We start from the raw sequence: 17,573 nt of genomic DNA on the forward strand, positions 1-17,573 counted from the left end.
GCCTCTTCTCGTATTTCCTGGGAAGAGGCGTTGTTTGTATAATGAATGAAAAGGAGGGATCGGTGTGGAAGAGCATTTTGCCGGACAACTCGAGACAGCGAAGAAGGGCTATGCGGGCATCGTCAATCCGCAAGCTTATGTAGACGACCGGTATCACGGCCATTGGAACGTGAAGGAAGAGAAACGCATCGACGGGGTGACCCCACTTCTTCAACGCGCGTTTAACGGCGGGAAGAACAACTGCACGCTCACATCCATCACAGCCATTTTTCGCTACTACCGTGATCACGGCTACACGAACATCCCCGACGACCCGTTCGTCATTCAACAAGACGCTCGAGCGATTGCGATTGAATATCAGTTCAAAGACGAGAAAGGCACGCCTCCGACACGAATTGCGACGATCGTGACGAAACTTTGGGAGCGGTACGGCTATAAGGGACGCGGCAGTTCGCGCTACTTATGGAAATGGTCGACGTTCGAGCGCGAGCTCCTCGCTAACCGTCCGTTCATCTTGAATATGGCGAACGGGTTCTATAAAAATCATTCGGTCACGGGCATCGGCTATGTCATTTATAAAAAGCCCGGCTACGCTGACGTCGTCTTGCTCGAAGTGCTCGACAACCGCTCCGAGGACGTCCGTTACATCGACTTCAACGAGTTCAATTTTTGGGGCAGCATCACGCGCGTCTATCCGCCTGCGAAGTAATCTTTCAGGAGAAGAAAATGTCTGCCTCCTGATGAATGTGCGCGCCGATTTTCAATAAGTGCTCCCGCTTCGCATATGCGCCGTGGTGCAGACCGTTCAAGTCGACGCCGTTGCCGAGGCCGACGAGCACTTCGGACGGTTTGAAGTGAAGACCGACCATCGGGATGCCCGCCGGATGAAGGCCGAGCTCGTAGACGGCGCTCGGATAGCCCGTGACCGTCCGTTTTTCGGTAAAGCCCGTCATGGCCACGCAGTTGTCGCGACCGAGCACGATGAGGTGGTCTGGACGGATGAGACGAATCGTCCGTTCTAAAAGCGCCAGCGAGTCGGGATGTTCCATCCAACGACGCCCGTCTCGAATCTGCCCCATTTGCCGATAAGTCGCATATTTGAAGAAGTCGACATGGATGGCGGACCCATCGTAAAACGATCGATCCATGCCTTCGAGTAACGCTTCAAGTTTCGCCCCGTCTGGCTTGCCGAACCAGCTCGTCGTCGCCCGCCCGGCCTCAAAATAGGCCGTTGCGTATTCAATTGTCGCGTCGAGGGCTGTCTCGTCCTCTAGATACGCTTCAAATGACTGGTCACGCCAATAGAATTTCTGCGCGTCGTCACTTCTGACTTTGCCGTCTCGTTCAAAGAATTCGCCGCGCGACGGGTTCGTGCCGATGGTCAGCCACTGGCCGTCTGTCGGCCGCCCGTACCAAAGGACGGGAGATGCCCCCTCAATCAGCTCCTTTTGAAACGGTGACGCCAAGAGCCGTTCTTGAAATCGAAGCGCGTCTTTTAATAAATTTCGTGCGTGCTCCATCGTGTCACATCCCTTCTCTCCGTTCGTTTCCCGCTTTCGGCGGTATGTAAAATGCGTTATAGTGAGAAGACGAAGCCAAACAAAGGACGTGAATCGATGCGTATCAATAAATTCATCAGTGAATCAGGCAAGGCGTCCCGCCGCCAAGCCGACCGTCTCGTCGAAGAGGGACGCGTCACCATCAACGGGAAGAAAGCGAAAATCGGCGACCAAGTGAAGCCTGGGGACGAAGTGCTCGTCAACGGCTCGGTCGCCCGTGTCGCCCGCAACAACGTCTACATCGCCGTCCATAAACCGGTCGGCATCACGAGTACGACGGAGAAGAAAGTGAAAGGCAACTTGGTCGACCTCGTCAACCATCCGCTCCGTATCTTCAACATCGGGCGCCTCGACAAAGACTCTGAGGGGCTCATCTTGATGACGAACGACGGCGATATCGTCAACGAGATCCTTCGCGCCGAGAACGAGCACGAGAAAGAGTATATCGTCTCGGTCGATAAGCCAATCACTCCAGAATTCGTCGAGCAGATGGAGGCCGGCGTCAAGATTCTCGGGCAGAAGACGTTGCCGTGTAAAGTACACCAACTGTCGAAGTTCGACTTCAACATCACGCTCACGCAAGGACTCAACCGTCAAATCCGTCGCATGTGCGAAGAGCTCGGGTACGAGGTGTACCGCTTGCAGCGCGTCCGCATCATGAACATCACGCTCGGCAAGCTCCCGCCAGGCCAATGGCGCGACCTTTCGAAGAAAGAGCGCGAGCAGTTGTTCCGTGAATTGAATTACGAACCGAAAGAATGGTATTAAAACAAGCCCAGACGCTTATTTGTCTGGGCTTGTCATCGTTCATGGAGCGAGGCGACATGGTCGATCTCACGAAGAATGAACCGTTTGAGTTGGGCGCTGAGGTCATCGAGTTGTCCCATCGTCGTCTTGAATCTGAAGGCCGCACGGAAGTGGTCGAACGGGTCGTGTTGCCACTCATCATGGATATGGACGTCGACTTGGATCGTCCCGGTCCGATCAATCAGCGTGAAAGTGAGGCTGATTTTTTGCTCATCCGCATCCGAATCGAACAACTCCCAAATCACAGGTTTCTTCCCCCAAGTGTTATTGAATCCAGCAATCGAGTCAATCAGTTCTTGCAGCGTCTCGTCCTGCATATACACCTCTTGACTGCTAGAACAGACGGAGGCATGGAGCTGGAGTCTGACTTGGTAAAACAGCTCGGTCTCATCCATCCAAATGCGTTCCATCTCAAATTGAGTTTTCAGCTTTTGCACCCACTTTCTCGTTTTGGTCTGGCTGTTCAATCCCAATTGATGCATCAACCCACCACCTTTTTTTTCTGACTATACGATGACAATTCAGTGGATCGACTCATTGTTTCGGGCAAAAACGGGAATAGTTAAGATACAGATGATCTTGTACGGAAAAGAGGTGACTCGTCATGAATGGCGCCTTGTTCCCCCGCACCTCGGTCGGAAAGTGGTCCATCCTTCTCATCGGCTTATTTCTCGCCATGTATGTACCGTTTCTCCTGCTCGATAACTTCGATACGACATTCCAATCGACGCTTTGGAGTGAAACGACGGCACACATGCTTCGACTCAGCTACATGACCACGTTCTCGGCGCTAGGACTTGGGGCGTTCGTGACCGGTTGGTGGGCCATCCTGAAACAAAAGGAGTACGCCGTGCTCGTCTTCTTCGCCGCCGTACTCGGTTCGGGACTGTTCGTCCTGCTCGTCATGGAACTCGTCGGGATTTTAGAGTAGACAAAGAGGAGCCTAGCGCTCCTTTTTGTTAGCCGTTCAAATACCCGTCCCAATCGTAGTCTTCGACTTCTTGAAACAACCCTTCCTCGTCTCGTTCATATGCACAAAGCGGGGGGTGTTGGAGAATTGATAGGATGGAGTCATCCATATTCAACACGACTCCAATCGACACGATGAGAAAATTCTCGGTATCACTTAAATATGCGTCGTCCTCATACCCGCTCAAGAAAGACCATTCTGGATCCCCTTCCTCGTCAGGCTCGTCCCGCAACATGAAATGAAACTCTTCTCGTTCTAACACGTCCGCACTGATAATCACGAACGTATCCGTATAATAATCCCATTTATCCCCGTCTGGCTCCTCATACTCGGTCTGACAAATGTGTTCCATCCCGAATGAAAGTTCTGTGCCGACTTCGATCGGTAAATAATATGGCTCATTGTCGAGCACACCCTCAAATTGATTACCTTGAACGGCTGTGATTTTCACCCACATGCGTTCACCACTATAGCCATCAGACGAAGCCTCCTCGTTCGTAAAAATCAATTTTACGAAATCACCGACTTTCAATTGACGGAGTACTTCTTCACTCGGGATATAAAACGTATACGGTGCAGCCTCATGCATCTCGCGCACGTCGTCTAAATACCACTTCATCCAACCCCTCCTTGATCGTGAAACGTATCCTCTAGTCAGTATAAGAGTTCTCACACATGAAAGGCAAAAAAGGATTTAGTCCTTGTAAGAACTAAATCCCCAATCCTATTATTTCGCCGTGACGCCCCCGTCGACCGGAAGTTCGATGCCGGTGATATGGCTCGCCTCGTCTGACGCGAGGAAGAGAACGGCTGCCGCCACTTCATCGGCCTGACCGAGATGCGGCAAAACGATTTGATTCAAGAAATGTTGTTTATAATCCGGATGCTCCATGTGCGGTGCGCTCATCGGCGTCACGATATAGCCCGGATGGACCGAGTTGACGCGAATGTTATGTTTTCCGTAATCGACGGCCGCCGCTTTCGTGAGCGACCGAACCGCGCCTTTCGAGGCTGTATAGGCACCGGCACCGGCCATGCCTGTGAGCGCCGAAATCGATGAGATATTGACAATCGAACCGCCACCGTTCGCTTCCATGAGCGGGATGGCATATTGCGTCCCGAGCATGACACCATCGATGTTGATCCGGTACGTCCGGGCCCAGTCCTCTTCCGTCTGTTCCAAGAACGGTTTCGCGAGGGCGATGCCGGCGTTGTTGACGAGGATATCGAGCTTTCCGCATGTCGCCTGTACTTCGTCATAGACGTTCTCCCAATCCGTACGTGACGTCACGTCGTGCCGGAGCGCCAACGCCTCCCCGCCAGCCACCCGAATCGCCTCGACGACAGCTTGCACTGTTTCTAGATTAAGATCGGTCGCGACGACCGTCGCCCCTTCTTTCGCGAACAGTCTGGCCGTCGCTTCACCCATACCGCTGCCTGCCCCTGTGATGACCGCTACTTTCCCTTTTAAACGCATAATACGAATCCCCAATCTACATAATGATAGTTTAACTATCATTATAGTAGTCGATGCACATTCGAATCTCAACGAAACTGCCTCGACACGTTATAATAGCTACACAACAAAGAGGTGATTTCATGAGTAAACGACAACAAAATAAAGAAGAACGCCTGAATCGCATCATCGAACAAGCCGAGATTTTGTTTTTACAAGACGGGTTTGAACGGGTGCAGATGCAGGATATCGCTGATGCGGCTGAACTCGGTGTCGCGACACTATTCCGTTATTTCCCGAAAAAAGACCAACTGATCGTTGCGGCCGCGGTGCGCAACCTGACCCCGACACTTGATACGTTCAAACAGCTAACGACAGCGCCCGGCGACTCCTACACGCGGCTCGAGGCGATTCTTGATTATTTGCTCGAGCAACAACTGAAGCAGACAAGCCATTCCCGCTTCCGTGAGGCGTTCGAAAGCTATGCCTCGTTCGTCACGAGTCCGCTACCGGACATCGACGACTATATCGATTTACAGTGTGAGATTATGAAGACGCTCGAACCGCTCATCGAAGACGGGAAGACGGACGGGTCGCTCCGGAGCGACATCGACGTGAAAGCGACCGTCGTCACGATCATCAATGCGTTCGGGACGTTCGGCAACAACATCATCTTGAAGTCACATATCAGCTATTTAGAGGACGACATCGAACCGGCCATCCAGCAACGGGTACTGCGCGAGATGCTCTTGTCGTATGTGCGCCCATAACGAAAGCCCCTTCGCGTGAAGGGGCTTCATTCGTGCAGTTCGAGCGGCAGACCGTCTGGGTCGAAGAAGAACGTCATCTTCTCGCCTGTGAACGTGTCAACCCGAATCGGTTCCGTCGTGACGCCGTGCGCATTCAGTTCGGCGACGACCGCCTCGATGTCATCGACTTTGAAAGCGAGATGGCGGAGTCCGCATGCCTCCGGGAAGCTCGGACGCTTCGGGCTGTCCGGTTTGATGAACAGCTCGAGCTCGTACGCGCCGAGCCGCAGGTCGATCTTGTGGTCGCCTTTGTCCGGACGATGATGCTCGCGGATGACGTCGAACCCGAGGATATCGATATAGAACCGCTTCGCCTCGTCATAGTCCGAGGCGATAATCGCCACGTGATGGATGGTATGTAGTTGCATCATAATCCCCCATATACAAAAAATGAGCACCTCTCACTAGAGGTGCTCTCGAAAAGTCTACCGCGTCGAACCACGCTCCACAACGTGCTCCTAAAAGGAATGTCCGCCGTCTTACATAGACCAGCTCATCGCATGTACTCAACTATAGGCGAATCCGAGCCCCGCGTCAATCTTTTGTTTGATGCGTCTTGACATCTTTCTAAAAATTAGGATAATCAATAGTGTTAGCACTCTTATATACAGAGTGCCAAAATCGAACATACAAAAGGAGAACGATCATGACAAAGAAACAGTTTCAAGCCGAATCGAAACGAATTTTAGAGTTGATGGTCCACTCAATTTATACGCATAAGGATATCTTCCTTCGTGAGCTCATCTCGAACGCGAGTGACGCCATCGACAAGATGTATTACCGGGCCCTCTCGGACGAGGCACTCGACTTCAACAAGGACGACTACTTCGTCAAAGTCGTACTCGACAAAGACGCTCGGACCATCACTATCCGCGACACCGGGATCGGGATGACGGCCGACGAGCTCGAGTCGAACCTCGGGATCATCGCCAAGAGCGGCTCGCTCGCGATGAAACAGGCGACGAAGATGGAAGAAGACCATAGCCTCATCGGCCAGTTCGGCGTCGGCTTCTACTCGGCGTTCATGGTCGCGGACCGTGTGACGGTGCGCACCCGCTCGGTCGACAGCGAGCAAGGTTACTTGTGGGAATCGGAAGGCACGGACGGCTACACGATTGAACCGACGGATAAGGCCGACATCGGGACCGAGATTACGTTACATGTGAAAGCTGACACGGACGACGAGACGTACTCGACGTTTCTCGAAGAGTACGAGATTCGCTCGCTCATCAAGAAGCACTCGGACTTCATCCGCTATCCGATTAAGCTCGATGTGACGAAGCATCGTCAAAAAGACGACTCGGAAGAATACGAGGACTATGTCGAAGAAGAGACAATCAACAGCATGGTGCCGATTTGGCGCAAACGGAAGAGCGAACTCTCGGACGAGGACTACAAGGCGTTCTATCATGAGAAGCGCTACGGCTTCGACGAGCCGCTCAAGCACCTGCACTTGAACGTCGACGGCACAATCCGGTACCAGTCGATCCTCTACATCCCATCGACGGTCCCGTTCGACTATTACACGAAAGAGTTCGAAAAAGGGCTCGAGCTGTACTCGAACGGCGTGTTGATTATGGAGAAGTCGCCTGACCTGCTTCCGGACTATTTCGGTTTCGTCAAAGGGATGGTCGACTCAGAAGACTTGTCGCTCAACATTTCCCGGGAGATGCTGCAGCAGGACCGACAACTCCGCGTCATCGCCAAGAACGTGAAGTCGAAAATCAAAGGCATGCTCGAGAAGATGCTCCGCGACGAGCGTGAGGATTATGAGACGTTCTTCGAGTCGTTCGGCCGTCAAATCAAGTTCGGCGTCTACGACCAGTTCGGTGCGGCCAAGGACGACTTGAAAGACTTGCTCTTGTTCCACTCGTCGAACGAGAAGAAGCTCGTCACGCTCAACGAGTACGTCGCGCGCATGAAAGACGATCAAAAGTACATCTATTATGCAACGGGCGAATCGATTCACCGCATCGACCTCTTGCCGCAGGCGGAACGCTTGAAAGAAGAAGGCTTCGAAATCCTCTACTTCACTGAAGAGATCGATGAGTTCGCCATCAAGATGCTCCAGTCGTATGACGACAAGGAGTTCAAGTCAATCGCGAGCGGTGACCTCGGTCTCGATGACGCCGAGGCCAATTCACTGAACGACGACAACAAAGACTTGTTCGCCTTCATGAAGCAGGAACTCGGCGACCGCGTCAAAGAAGTGCGCGCCTCAACACGACTCAAGTCACATCCGGTCTGCTTGACGGTCGCAGGTGACGTTTCGATTGAGATGGAGAAGATTTTGAACGCGATGCCGAACGGTGGCGGCATGAAAGCGGAGAAAGTGCTCGAAGTGAACGCCGACCACGCCATCTTCCAGACGTTACAGCGCGTCTATAAGGAAGACGAAGCGAAAGCGAAACAGTATACGGATCTCCTCTATCAGCAAGCGCTCCTTATCGAAGGACTACCGATTGAAGATCCGGTCGCCTATTCGAACGCGGTGTGCGCGTTAATGGCAGAATAAGTGAAAGGCAGAGGGCGACCTCTGTCTTTTTCGTTTATTTCGTTAAAGACGTGATACACTTTATACAAATGGAACTCTTAGGAACGAGGTGCCGCATGCTGTTCGAAAAGAATAAGTTGTATAAACGCTCGGAACTTCACGATCGTTATGGTGGAAGTCGACAACGAGGGATTAGTACCCCTAACAAACATAAACTCATCTTTATATTTGATAGTGGAATGGACGAAGAGTTTGGATATAACAACGGTTGGAACGAAGACGATGGACTTTATTATTACAGTGGTGAAGGGCAGGAAGGCGATCAACAATTTTCACATGGAAACAAAGCGCTCCTTAATCATGTAGAAAATGGCGAAGATGTTTATTTGTTCGAATCGCTTAGACGAGGTACTTATCGTTTTGTCGACCAACTCATTTTAATTGGCTTTGATATTCAATTTGGAATTGATAAATATCATAACCAACGAGAAGTAATCGTGTTTGCGTTTGAACCGTTACACGTGATTCAAGAAGATGCTCACCAATTTTCCTCGACGATGCGCTATAACACAGTTGAAGAATTAGAAGAAATTGCATCGCGCGATCCAAAACGAGCAACTGGTTTAAGCATGTCTGCGCGAAAATTACAAGTTCGCGAACAAATAGCGGCGCTTCATTATTATGTGCTAGCTCGTGCCAATAACTGTTGCGAAGCTTGTGGGCAACCAGCTCCGTTTGAAACGGAAAACGGACCTTATCTCGAGCTCCACTCTCTATTTAAAGAATCCGACGATGGGCTCTCGCAACCTGATCAAGTTGTCGCGGTTTGTCCGAACTGTCATGCTCGTCTCCATAAAAGTGTAGATCGAGTGGCGTTTAATCAACAACTAATAGATACGATGCAACAACCTTGATCGATTTTCGATCAAGGTTGTTTTTAGTTTTAATTGATAATGTCATGATTTTTTACGAGAATCTTTTGATGATTTCTCGATAACGTGAGTGAATTTTAATCCCATTTTGTTTTTCTCACATAGAGGATTGAAAACAAAAGCACATTTATTTTGTAATCGTTTTCTTTCCTTAAATCAAGCGTTTCGTACATAAAACATTGATGTATCAACATTTTCCCAGACATGCAAACGCCTTGACATTTTTGGTCGGTTATATGAAGTTAGTATTACATTATAATTATTCTAGTAGAGACAAAAGTCCACTAGAGTAAAAAACCAAGGAGGACATATCCCATGTCATTAATCGGCAAAGAAATCTTACCGTTCAAAGCACAAGCATTCCAAACAGGTGAATTCCTCGAAGTATCGGACAACGACTTCAAAGGTCAATGGAGCGTCGTTTGCTTCTACCCAGCTGACTTCACATTCGTCTGCCCGACTGAACTCGAAGACCTTCAAAACGAATACGCAACACTTAAAAACCTCGGCGTCGAAGTGTACTCAGTATCGACTGACACACACTTCACGCACAAAGCATGGCACGAAACGTCTGAGAAAATCGGCAAAATCGAGTACATCATGATTGGTGACCCATCACACACGATCTCACGTAACTTCGACGTCTTGAACGAAGAAGATGGCCTTGCTGACCGCGGTACGTTCATCATCGACCCAGACGGCGTCATCCAAACAGTCGAAATCAACGCAGGCGGCATCGGCCGTGACGCGAGCACGCTCGTCAACAAAGTCAAAGCGGCACAATACGTGCGCAACAACCCAGGCGAAGTCTGCCCGGCGAAATGGGAAGAAGGTTCTGCAACACTTCGCCCGAGCCTCGACCTCGTCGGCAAGTTGTAAGGAGCCGATTTCATGTTAGAAGCAGATATTAAACAACAGTTGGACCAATATCTCCAGCTCATGGAGGGCGACGTCGTCCTCCGTGTCAGCGCTGGAGACGACGCGGTCTCTAAAGAGATGCTCGATCTCGTGAACGAACTCGCGAGCATGTCGTCACGCATCTCGGTCGAGAACGTCACGCTCGAACGCACACCGAGCTTCAGCGTGAGCCGTCCGTCTGAAGAGACAGGGATCGTCTTCGCAGGCATCCCGCTCGGTCACGAGTTCACGTCACTCGTCCTCGCGTTGCTCCAAGTGAGCGGTCGGGCGCCGAAAGTCGACGCGGACGCGATCAAACAGATTCAAAACATCCAAGGCACGTACCACTTCGAGTCATACATCAGCCTCAGCTGCCACAACTGCCCGGACGTCGTCCAGGCACTGAACGTCATGAGCGTCCTCAACCCGAACATCTCACACACGATGATCGACGGTGGCGCGTTCAAGGCAGAAGTTGAAGCGAAAGAGATTATGGCTGTCCCGACCGTCTTCTTGAACGGTGAGGCGTTCGGCAACGGGCGCATGTCACTTGAAGAGATTTTGGCGAAACTTGGTACTGGCCCAGACGCTTCGGCGTTTGACAACAAAGAACCGTATGACGTCCTCGTCATCGGTGGCGGCCCGGCCGGTTCGAGCGCAGCGGTTTACGCGGCTCGTAAAGGCATCCGGACCGGCATCGTCGCAGAACGCTTCGGTGGTCAAGTGATGGACACGATGGGGATTGAGAACTTCATCGGCACATCTTACACAGAAGGCCCGAAACTCGTCGCGAGCTTGGAAGAGCACGTGAAAGAGTACGGCATCGACGTCATGAACCTCCAGCGCGCGAAGCGCATCGAGAAGAAAGACCTCGTCGAAGTCGAACTTGAGAACGGCGCCGTCTTGAAGAGTAAGAGTGTCATCCTGTCGACTGGTGCTCGCTGGCGCAACGTCAACGTCCCAGGTGAAGCCGAGTTCAAAAACAAAGGTGTCGCCTACTGTCCGCACTGTGATGGCCCGCTCTTCGAAGGCAAGCGCGTCGCGGTCATCGGTGGCGGTAACTCTGGAATTGAAGCAGCCATCGACCTCGCTGGAATCGTCAAACACGTTACGGTGCTCGAGTTCGCTACCGAACTCAAAGCCGACCAAGTGCTTCAAGACCGTCTCCACAGCCTCCCGAACGTGACCGTCGTCACGAACGCTCAGACGACAGAAATCACGGGTACGGACAAAGTGAACGGCATCTCGTACTTGTCTCGCGAGACGAACGAGACGCATCACGTCGAACTCGAAGGCGTCTTCGTCCAAATCGGCCTCGTCCCGAACACGGACTGGCTCGACTCGATCGAACGCAACAACTTCGGTGAGATTGTCGTCGACCGTCACGGCGCGACGAATGTCCCAGGTGTGTTCGCAGCAGGTGACTGCACGAACAGCGCCTACAAACAGATCATCATCTCGATGGGATCTGGTGCGACTGCTGCACTCGGTGCTTTCGATTATATGATTCGCAACTAAGCGAAAACGCGTCCTCACATTGGAGGACGCGTTTTTATAATGTCTCCCGAATCGGGTAAAAACAAGACTCGGTCCCCTGAATCGATTTCAAATAAATAGACACGGTTTGGTTGAAACGGATTCCAGCCCTCATTCACCACTCCGACATCGTTTACATACTTCACGTTCTCATACTCTTGTTGCAGGCGCTGTTCCGCTTCGGCGACCGAATAGTGCGGTAACCCGAAATAGATGGCGCCCGCAATCAATACTGAGATGAAGCCACCTCGTCGAATCCGATGACGTTGATCCAACTCCTTCATTCCAATCAACGTCACCACAATCATGCTAATTGCCATGCCAAACGCCGCCGAATTCCCGTACCAAGCCTCATTGACGAACATCATTCCCCCAATCGTCAATATGCCGAGCATCCACCACCACTTCATCCCCATCACCTCACGTCAATTATCCCAAAAACAGGAAAATAGGCAACGACATTCTGATTCACAGCAACCGATTCAAACGTTTGATTCCCCGGGAAAGTGGAATATCGGACAAGAGAACGGATTTTGAATGAGGAGGCATTTTATGAACATCCCAACCATCAAACTACATGACGGCTACGAGATTCCGGCCATCGGACTCGGCACTGTCTATTTACGAGGCGAACCGGGTGTTGACGCCATCACATGCGCCATCCGCAACGGCTATCGTCTCATCGATTCGGCGATTCGCTATGACAATGAAGGGGCAGTCGGCGAAGCCGTCCGCCAATCCGGCATCCCGCGCGAGCAGCTGTTTTTGACGTCGAAGCTGCGGGCTCAATATTTTAATTATGATGATGCATTCGAGATGATTCGTGAGTCACTTTACCGGGCAAATCTCGACTATTGGGACTTGTTCCTATTGCATTGGCCGAACCCGAAACAAGACAAATATGTCGAGGCGTGGCGCGCGCTCATCCAAGCGAAAGAAAACGGATGGATTCGCTCCATCGGCGTCTCGAACTTTATGCCCGAGCATCTCGACCGGTTGATTGAGGAGACAGGTGAGACACCGGTCATCAACCAAATCGAGATGCACCCGTACTTCTCACAAGTCGAGCAACGTCAGGCTGACAAAGAGCGCGGTATCGTCACCGAGGCATGGAGCCCGTTGAGCCGAGCCCGTACCGTCACTCATGACGAGACGATCGCCGAGCTGGCACGACAAAAAGGCAAAACCGTGTCTCAAGTTATTCTGCGTTGGCACGTCCAACTCGGTGTCATCCCGCTCCCACGTTCATCGAGCGAGTTGCATCAAAAAGAGAATCTTGATGTCTTCAACTTCGAATTGACGGAGGACGAGATGGAGACACTCAACGCGCTGACAAAGCCAGATGGTCGCATCGATAATCAAGATCCTAGAGAATACGAGGAATATTGATCAAATCGGGTTGAGCATGCGCTCAATCCGATTTTTGCATATATTCGAACTAAACGACGTTAAGGAGAATCTTATGCTATCTCAACAACGAAAAGATATGATTACCATCTTGAAACGAGAAGTCGTGCCTTATTTGCGGTCGCAGCAATTCCAAGGATCATTTCCTCACTTTCGACGCCTTCAATCCGACCAGATTGATTTAATCACGTTTCAATTCAATCGTCATGGTGGCTCGTTCATCATCGAATTGGCTCAAGCTTCGGCCGCTGGTTTTCAAACATATTGGGGAGAACAAATCACTCCACAAAAAATGACCGCCCACGATGTCGACGTCGACGCGCGACGAAGACTGGGCAGTCATTCTTCATATGAAGACGGTATTTGGTTCTCTTACGAATCAGCTCAATCTGAACAAGACTATATACGTGTGGCGCAACAAGTCATTGCTTCATTTGAACAAGATGTTTCGCATGAAGCGAGAAATTGATTAAAACGCCGGAATCGCTGTCTCGTCGTAATTCTCTTCCAAGAACGCACGGACTTCGTCACTTGTTAGTGCTTCGCCGAGTTTCTGGATCGCTTCTTCATCTTTGTTGTCTTCACGGGCCACGAGCGTGATGGCGAAGTCGTTCTCGACACCTTCCGTCAAGAGGGCATCGCTCTTCGGCGTCAAGCCGAGTGGCGCCGCATAGGCCGGCGTCATGAGGACCGCATCGACGTCGTCATACGCACGCGCGAGCATGAGCAAATCGACTTCCTCGAACTTGAGATTCTTCGGGTTTTCGGTGATATCGGCTTGCGTGTAATACGAACCATTTTTCTCACCGAGCTCAATCACATCATGCTGTGCGAGCAATGAGAGCGAGCGATCGATGTTCGACACGTCGTTCGCGATGGCAATCGTCGCGCCTTCCGGGATATCGTCCATGTTGTCATGCTCTTTCGAGTAGACACCGTAGTTGGCGAAGTAAATCGGTTCGATTGGGACGAGGTTGGCATCATTGCTGCGGTTGAACTCTTCCATGTACGGAACGTGCTGGAAGAAGTTCGCGTCGACTTCTTTCGCCGCGAGCGCCGTGTTCGGTTGGACGTTGTCACCGAGGACGACGATTTCGAGCTCGATGTTGTCTTCTGCGAGCTGTTCTTTCGCGATTTCAAGCATATCCGTCATCGGTGGGATGAGCGATGCGACTTTGAGCGTCTGCGGCTCGTTTGACGGGGCTTCCGTCGTGTTCGTTTCGGTATCGTTCCCACACGCCGCGAGGACGAGTGTGAGTGAGGCGAAAAGTGCCATCAGTTTTTTCATGTGGTTTCCTTCTTTCTGTAGATGATTAGCGTTTGTCGATGAGCCGGGCCACCGTCGTGCCGGTGAACTGAATCATCTGGACGAAGACGAGCATGATGAGAATCATGTACATCATCAGCTCCGTCTTGAACTGTTGATAACCATAGCGGATGGCGAAGTCACCGATGCCGCCGCCCCCGACCACCCCCATGATGGTCGAGTACGAAATGAAGCTGATGATGGACGTCGTCAGCCCGAGGACGAGACCGGAACGGGCCTCGACGAATAAGAACTTGAAGATGACGTCTTTGATGGATGCGCCCATCGATACCGCCGCCTCGACGACGCCGCGCGGGACGTCTAAGAGCGATTGCTCGACGAGGCGCGAGTAATGGGCGATCGCGATGATGGCGAGCGGCACGGTCGCCGCTGCCGTCCCGATGGCCGTTCCGATGATGAGCCGTGTGAATGGAATCAAAAACACGACGAGTAGTAGGAACGGGAACGACCGGACGATGTTGACGACCAAGTTGAGGACGGAGAAGACGGCCCGATTCTCTAAGAGCTGCCCTTTTCGAGACAAGTAGAGCCATGTGCCGAGCGGTAGACCGACGAGGACGGCGGCGAGGATCGAGACGCCGACCATGATGAACGTCTCGCCGATTGAACGCCAAATCTCGGTCTGGTATTGGACGAGCACTTCAGGCATCGGTCTCACCCGCCTTCTTCAGCTGGTCGACGAACCAGCTCGGATTGTTGTCGATGACTGGCACACCGCTTGGGACGAGGTCCATCGTCTCATAAACAGACCCGTCCGCCATGACGGTCACGCGGTCACACACTTGTTTGATGACGTCCATCTCGTGCGTGACGATGACGATGGTGACGCCGAGTCGCTCGTTAATCGACTTCAACACGTCGAGCACCTCGGCCGTCGTGTTCGGGTCGAGCGAGGACGTCGGTTCATCGCACAATAAGACGTGCGGCTCGTTTGCGAGCGCCCGCGCGATGGCGACGCGTTGCTTCTGTCCCCCGCTCAGTTGGGCCGGATACTTGTCCTTGAACGATTCGAGCCCGACGAAACGGAGACATTCGAGCACCCGTTCCTTGTGCGTCGCTCTCGGTCGACCGGCTAGCTTGAGTGGTGCGACGACGTTGTCATAGACGGTCTTATTGGCGACGAGGTTGAACTGCTGAAAGATCATCCCGATGACGTGTCGCTTTTCGCGAAGCTGCCGTGTCGAGAGCGAGGTCAGCACGGACCCGTCAATCTCGACCGTGCCGCTGTCCGGCGTCTCGAGCAAGTTCATGAGCCGGAGCACCGTCGACTTACCGGCACCGCTCGCCCCGATAATGCCGTAGATTTCCCCACGGTCGACGTGGAGCGAGACGTCCTTTACAGCTATATCGCGTATATCGCGTCCAAACTGTTTGCGTACATTTGTTAACGTAATCATCGACTGTCCCTTTCCTCATGAAATCTGTGTGATACCCGTACCCCATTTTAGCGAAGTAAAGGACAAATGTCAGTTCTTCCGCTCCATCCAATCGGCTTCAGAACATTTCACTTCCCAATCGCCCACCTCGGCCTCTATAATGAAAACAGATAATACCATAGGGGGTATATAAAAATGACAATTGAAATCGGATTGACCTTCGCCGTCCTGGCGCTGGCGATTTTCCTGTTTGTGACCGACAAGCTCCGGACCGACCTCGTCGCCGTCTTAATCATGGTCATCTTGCCGTGGACCGGCGTCATCACGGCGAACGAGGCGTTTTCTGGATTCGCCTCGAACGCGGTCATCTCGGTGATTGGGGTCATGTTAATCGGATATGGCGTTGAACGCTCCGGTATCATGTCCGTCGTCGCGGGCTTCATCACGAAACGTGTCGGCGTCAAAGAAAAGAACGTGATGGCAACGACGTCGACGACCGTCGGCCTCATCTCGGCGTTCATGCAAAACATCGGTGCGGCTGCTCTATTCTTGCCGGCGCTGAAACGCATCAGCAAGAATGCGAACATCCCGGCCTCGAAACTGATCATGCCGATGGGCTTCGCCGCCATCCTCGGTGGGACGCTGACAATGGTCGCCTCGGGTCCGCTTATCATCTTGAACGACTTGTTGACCGAGTCGGGATTTGACGCCTTGAACTTGTTCGCCGTCACGCCAATCGGGCTCGCCTTGCTTGCGACGGGAATTCTATATTTTTATTTCGCGGGAAATCTCGTCTTACCGAAAGCTTCAGGTGAGAAGCTAGCGACGAGCGCCTCGTTCATGCAAGAGACGCACAACTTGACGACCGACATCCATGAGTTCGACGTCAACGCCCGGCTTACCGGCTCGACGATTGAACAACTCGATATTTGGTCGACGTACGGTCTCAACATCCTCGCCCTTCGTGAAGATGCGAGTCACGTCTATGGCCCATGGCGGAAAACGCATCTCGCCGAAGGGCAGACGCTCGCTGTTCTTGGGACGAAGGACGCGGTGGAGCGGTTCGCAGACGATTATGGTGTGAACATTAAGCCCGAGCTCGAACACTTCGCCTCGCTTGAGAACGAAGATGAGAGCGGCTTCGCCGAAATTATCATCCCACCGACATCGCCGTTCATCGGCAAGACGCTTCGCGACATCGGCTTCCGGAAAAACTTCCGGCTCGAACCGCTCGCCGTCGTCGGCAACGACGGAACGAAGACGGCACTTGAGGACGTCCCGTTTGAAGCCGGGATGCAGCTCGTCGTCTACGGTCGTTGGCAAGATTTAATCAACCTTCGTAACGGTCGCGAAGTCGCGGTGCTCAGTGACGTGAAAGCACCCGAACTCGCACCACAACAAAACAAGAAAAAGCCGGCACTGTTCGCAATCGTCGTCTCACTCGGACTCGTCTTCATGGGCTTTCCACTGTCGCTCAGCTTTTTCACCGGCGCCTTGCTCATGATCTTGCTCGGCGTCATCCCGAAAGAAGAGATTTATCCGGCAATCGATTGGAAGACCGTCTTCTTGCTCGCCGGGCTCATCCCGCTCGGTACGGCATTCGAGAAGAGCGGAGCGGCCGCCTATACGGCGAACGCCATCGTCAACCTCGTCGGAGGATGGAGCACTCTCGCCATCTTGTTCATCATCGGGCTCATCACGATGTTCTTTTCGCTCTTTATGTCGAACGTCGCCGCAACGGTCTTGCTCGTCCCACTCGTCCTCATGATGGCCGACACGTTCAGTATGGACCCAATCGGACTCGCCCTTCTCGTCGCCGTCTCGGCCTCGAACTCGTTCATCTTGCCGACGCACCAAGTGAACGCCTTCATCATGGGACCCGGTGGTTATCGGAACGCCGACTATATGAAAGCCGGCGGCATCATGAGCCTACTTTTCCTCGTCGTCTCGGTACTGATGGTGTACGTATTGTTCATGTAACACAAAAAAGGAGGAATCCGCAG

General features: G+C 52.3%; 20 protein-coding genes. 11 read left to right on the plus strand and 9 right to left on the minus strand.

What is annotated here, in order from left to right; all coding sequences use genetic code 11:
* Nucleotides 1-64: 64 nt before the first annotated feature.
* Nucleotides 65-709: a C39 family peptidase gene (locus RT52_RS09565; RefSeq protein WP_034816948.1), complete on the plus strand. Its 645-nt coding sequence runs from the start codon at nt 65-67 to the stop codon at nt 707-709.
* Between the two features lie 4 nt (nt 710-713).
* Here the strand turns inward: RT52_RS09565 and RT52_RS09570 are convergent, their stop codons facing one another.
* On the minus strand, nt 714-1,520 hold the full coding sequence (locus RT52_RS09570) for a hypothetical protein (protein WP_034816950.1): 807 nt from the start codon (nt 1,518-1,520) through the stop codon (nt 714-716).
* 96 nt (nt 1,521-1,616) lie between these two features.
* Here RT52_RS09570 and rluF point away from each other — a divergent pair, with 96 nt between their 5' ends.
* Entirely contained in the window at nt 1,617-2,327 is a 711-nt protein-coding gene (gene rluF, locus RT52_RS09575; RefSeq protein WP_034803651.1) for a 23S rRNA pseudouridine(2604) synthase RluF, read from the plus strand.
* Nucleotides 2,328-2,359: 32 nt separating this feature from the next.
* Here rluF and RT52_RS09580 read toward each other — a convergent pair whose 3' ends face one another.
* Entirely contained in the window at nt 2,360-2,848 is a 489-nt protein-coding gene (locus RT52_RS09580) for a hypothetical protein (protein WP_245175516.1), read from the minus strand.
* 122 nt (nt 2,849-2,970) lie between these two features.
* On the opposite strand from RT52_RS09580, the gene RT52_RS09585 reads away from it, so the two are divergent.
* Nucleotides 2,971-3,297, plus strand: a complete 327-nt coding sequence (locus RT52_RS09585) for a hypothetical protein (protein ID WP_034816952.1) — start codon at nt 2,971-2,973, stop codon at nt 3,295-3,297.
* Nucleotides 3,298-3,325: 28 nt separating this feature from the next.
* On the opposite strand, the gene RT52_RS09590 is transcribed toward RT52_RS09585, so the two are convergent.
* Complete coding sequence (locus RT52_RS09590) at nt 3,326-3,955, minus strand: immunity protein Imm33 domain-containing protein (RefSeq protein WP_034816954.1); 630 nt, start codon at nt 3,953-3,955, stop codon at nt 3,326-3,328.
* A gap of 108 nt (nt 3,956-4,063) precedes the next feature.
* A complete protein-coding gene (locus RT52_RS09595; protein ID WP_034816957.1) occupies nt 4,064-4,813 on the minus strand; it encodes an SDR family NAD(P)-dependent oxidoreductase in 750 nt (249 codons plus the stop codon).
* 122 nt (nt 4,814-4,935) lie between these two features.
* On the opposite strand from RT52_RS09595, the gene RT52_RS09600 reads away from it, so the two are divergent.
* On the plus strand, nt 4,936-5,562 hold the full coding sequence (locus RT52_RS09600; RefSeq protein ID WP_034816959.1) for a TetR/AcrR family transcriptional regulator: 627 nt from the start codon (nt 4,936-4,938) through the stop codon (nt 5,560-5,562).
* Nucleotides 5,563-5,588: 26 nt separating this feature from the next.
* On the opposite strand, the gene gloA2 is transcribed toward RT52_RS09600, so the two are convergent.
* On the minus strand, nt 5,589-5,969 hold the full coding sequence (gene gloA2, locus RT52_RS09605) for an SMU1112c/YaeR family gloxylase I-like metalloprotein (protein WP_034803612.1): 381 nt from the start codon (nt 5,967-5,969) through the stop codon (nt 5,589-5,591).
* 278 nt (nt 5,970-6,247) lie between these two features.
* On the opposite strand from gloA2, the gene htpG reads away from it, so the two are divergent.
* From htpG to ahpF, 4 genes are all read left to right on the plus strand, one after another.
* Nucleotides 6,248-8,116, plus strand: coding sequence for a molecular chaperone HtpG (htpG, locus tag RT52_RS09610; protein WP_034816961.1), 1,869 nt, complete (start codon nt 6,248-6,250; stop codon nt 8,114-8,116).
* 95 nt (nt 8,117-8,211) lie between these two features.
* Complete coding sequence (locus RT52_RS09615) at nt 8,212-9,009, plus strand: SRA domain-containing endonuclease (protein ID WP_034816963.1); 798 nt, start codon at nt 8,212-8,214, stop codon at nt 9,007-9,009.
* Between the two features lie 333 nt (nt 9,010-9,342).
* Complete coding sequence (gene ahpC, locus RT52_RS09620) at nt 9,343-9,906, plus strand: alkyl hydroperoxide reductase subunit C (protein WP_021067918.1); 564 nt, start codon at nt 9,343-9,345, stop codon at nt 9,904-9,906.
* Between the two features lie 12 nt (nt 9,907-9,918).
* Nucleotides 9,919-11,442, plus strand: a complete 1,524-nt coding sequence (gene ahpF / locus RT52_RS09625; protein ID WP_034816964.1) for an alkyl hydroperoxide reductase subunit F — start codon at nt 9,919-9,921, stop codon at nt 11,440-11,442.
* Nucleotides 11,443-11,456: 14 nt separating this feature from the next.
* Here ahpF and RT52_RS09630 read toward each other — a convergent pair whose 3' ends face one another.
* Nucleotides 11,457-11,870 (minus strand): hypothetical protein, encoded by a 414-nt coding sequence (locus RT52_RS09630; protein ID WP_156028807.1) that lies wholly within the window; start codon nt 11,868-11,870, stop codon nt 11,457-11,459.
* A 142-nt stretch (nt 11,871-12,012) separates the two neighbouring features.
* Here RT52_RS09630 and RT52_RS09635 point away from each other — a divergent pair, with 142 nt between their 5' ends.
* Entirely contained in the window at nt 12,013-12,849 is an 837-nt protein-coding gene (locus RT52_RS09635) for an aldo/keto reductase (RefSeq protein WP_034816969.1), read from the plus strand.
* A 73-nt stretch (nt 12,850-12,922) separates the two neighbouring features.
* Nucleotides 12,923-13,336, plus strand: coding sequence for a DUF4304 domain-containing protein (locus RT52_RS16035; protein WP_051690329.1), 414 nt, complete (start codon nt 12,923-12,925; stop codon nt 13,334-13,336).
* Here the strand turns inward: RT52_RS16035 and RT52_RS09645 are convergent, their stop codons facing one another.
* The 3 genes from RT52_RS09645 to RT52_RS09655 are packed head-to-tail and all read right to left on the minus strand — an operon-like array spanning nt 13,337 to nt 15,591.
* On the minus strand, nt 13,337-14,155 hold the full coding sequence (locus RT52_RS09645) for a MetQ/NlpA family ABC transporter substrate-binding protein (RefSeq protein ID WP_034816971.1): 819 nt from the start codon (nt 14,153-14,155) through the stop codon (nt 13,337-13,339).
* A gap of 25 nt (nt 14,156-14,180) precedes the next feature.
* Entirely contained in the window at nt 14,181-14,843 is a 663-nt protein-coding gene (locus tag RT52_RS09650) for a methionine ABC transporter permease (RefSeq protein ID WP_034816973.1), read from the minus strand.
* Nucleotides 14,836-15,591 carry a methionine ABC transporter ATP-binding protein gene (locus tag RT52_RS09655; RefSeq protein ID WP_051690330.1) on the minus strand — a complete coding sequence of 252 codons (756 nt, stop codon included), beginning with the start codon at nt 15,589-15,591 and terminating at the stop codon, nt 14,836-14,838. Before RT52_RS09655 ends, RT52_RS09650 begins: the two co-directional genes overlap by 8 nt.
* A 174-nt stretch (nt 15,592-15,765) precedes the next feature.
* Here RT52_RS09655 and RT52_RS09660 point away from each other — a divergent pair, with 174 nt between their 5' ends.
* Nucleotides 15,766-17,550, plus strand: coding sequence for an SLC13 family permease (locus tag RT52_RS09660; RefSeq protein WP_051690331.1), 1,785 nt, complete (start codon nt 15,766-15,768; stop codon nt 17,548-17,550).
* Nucleotides 17,551-17,573: the final 23 nt, after the last annotated feature.

It is taken from the genome of Exiguobacterium alkaliphilum 12/1 (genome assembly GCF_000714435.1).
Lineage (GTDB): Bacteria > Bacillota > Bacilli > Exiguobacteriales > Exiguobacteriaceae > Exiguobacterium > Exiguobacterium alkaliphilum.

Bases quoted from the DNA above. Each gene is read 5' to 3' on its own strand.
- RT52_RS09570 (WP_034816950.1), bottom strand. From the start codon at position 1,520: ATGGAGCACGCACGAAATTTATTAAAAGACGCGCTTCGATTTCAAGAA.
- rluF (WP_034803651.1), top strand. From the start codon at position 1,617: ATGCGTATCAATAAATTCATCAGTGAATCAGGCAAGGCGTCCCGCCGC.
- RT52_RS09580 (WP_245175516.1), bottom strand. From the start codon at position 2,848: ATGCATCAATTGGGATTGAACAGCCAGACCAAAACGAGAAAGTGGGTG.
- RT52_RS09585 (WP_034816952.1), top strand. From the start codon at position 2,971: ATGAATGGCGCCTTGTTCCCCCGCACCTCGGTCGGAAAGTGGTCCATC.
- RT52_RS09590 (WP_034816954.1), bottom strand. From the start codon at position 3,955: ATGAAGTGGTATTTAGACGACGTGCGCGAGATGCATGAGGCTGCACCG.
- RT52_RS09595 (WP_034816957.1), bottom strand. From the start codon at position 4,813: ATGCGTTTAAAAGGGAAAGTAGCGGTCATCACAGGGGCAGGCAGCGGT.
- RT52_RS09600 (WP_034816959.1), top strand. From the start codon at position 4,936: ATGAGTAAACGACAACAAAATAAAGAAGAACGCCTGAATCGCATCATC.
- gloA2 (WP_034803612.1), bottom strand. From the start codon at position 5,969: ATGCAACTACATACCATCCATCACGTGGCGATTATCGCCTCGGACTAT.
- htpG (WP_034816961.1), top strand. From the start codon at position 6,248: ATGACAAAGAAACAGTTTCAAGCCGAATCGAAACGAATTTTAGAGTTG.
- RT52_RS09615 (WP_034816963.1), top strand. From the start codon at position 8,212: ATGCTGTTCGAAAAGAATAAGTTGTATAAACGCTCGGAACTTCACGAT.
- ahpC (WP_021067918.1), top strand. From the start codon at position 9,343: ATGTCATTAATCGGCAAAGAAATCTTACCGTTCAAAGCACAAGCATTC.
- ahpF (WP_034816964.1), top strand. From the start codon at position 9,919: ATGTTAGAAGCAGATATTAAACAACAGTTGGACCAATATCTCCAGCTC.
- RT52_RS09630 (WP_156028807.1), bottom strand. From the start codon at position 11,870: ATGAAGTGGTGGTGGATGCTCGGCATATTGACGATTGGGGGAATGATG.
- RT52_RS09635 (WP_034816969.1), top strand. From the start codon at position 12,013: ATGAACATCCCAACCATCAAACTACATGACGGCTACGAGATTCCGGCC.
- RT52_RS16035 (WP_051690329.1), top strand. From the start codon at position 12,923: ATGCTATCTCAACAACGAAAAGATATGATTACCATCTTGAAACGAGAA.
- RT52_RS09645 (WP_034816971.1), bottom strand. From the start codon at position 14,155: ATGAAAAAACTGATGGCACTTTTCGCCTCACTCACACTCGTCCTCGCG.
- RT52_RS09650 (WP_034816973.1), bottom strand. From the start codon at position 14,843: ATGCCTGAAGTGCTCGTCCAATACCAGACCGAGATTTGGCGTTCAATC.
- RT52_RS09655 (WP_051690330.1), bottom strand. From the start codon at position 15,591: ATGATTACGTTAACAAATGTACGCAAACAGTTTGGACGCGATATACGC.
- RT52_RS09660 (WP_051690331.1), top strand. From the start codon at position 15,766: ATGACAATTGAAATCGGATTGACCTTCGCCGTCCTGGCGCTGGCGATT.